1 protein-coding gene is annotated in these 258 nt (G+C 55.8%); it reads left to right on the top strand.

Annotation, left to right across the window (positions count from 1 at the left end; genetic code table 11):
• Positions 1 to 11: 11 nt before the first annotated feature.
• Positions 12 to 119, top strand: coding sequence for a hypothetical protein (locus HJG58_RS19215; protein WP_213031015.1), 108 nt, complete (start codon positions 12 to 14; stop codon positions 117 to 119).
• Positions 120 to 258 lie beyond the last annotated feature (139 nt).

Here is a 258-nt window from a genome sequence, read left to right as displayed (position 1 = left end):
AGCGCGTGGCGATGCACATGGTGAGCAGCGAAACCCTGTTCTGGGAAACCATGGAAAAACTGAAGGCGCTGGGCGCGAGCTCCATTCTGGTGCTGCCAATTGAGAAGATGATGGAGTAACGACCATGAGCTTTAACACAATCATCGACTGGAATACCTGTAGCGACGCGCAACAGCGCGAGCTGCTGATGCGCCCGGCAATTTCAGCCTCAGAGAGCATCACCCGCACCGTGGCGGAGATCCTCGATAACGTCAAAGC

It is taken from the genome of Acinetobacter geminorum (genome assembly GCF_013009345.1).
Lineage (GTDB): Bacteria > Pseudomonadota > Gammaproteobacteria > Pseudomonadales > Moraxellaceae > Acinetobacter > Acinetobacter geminorum.
This window is presented reverse-complemented; position numbering and strand designations above follow the sequence as displayed.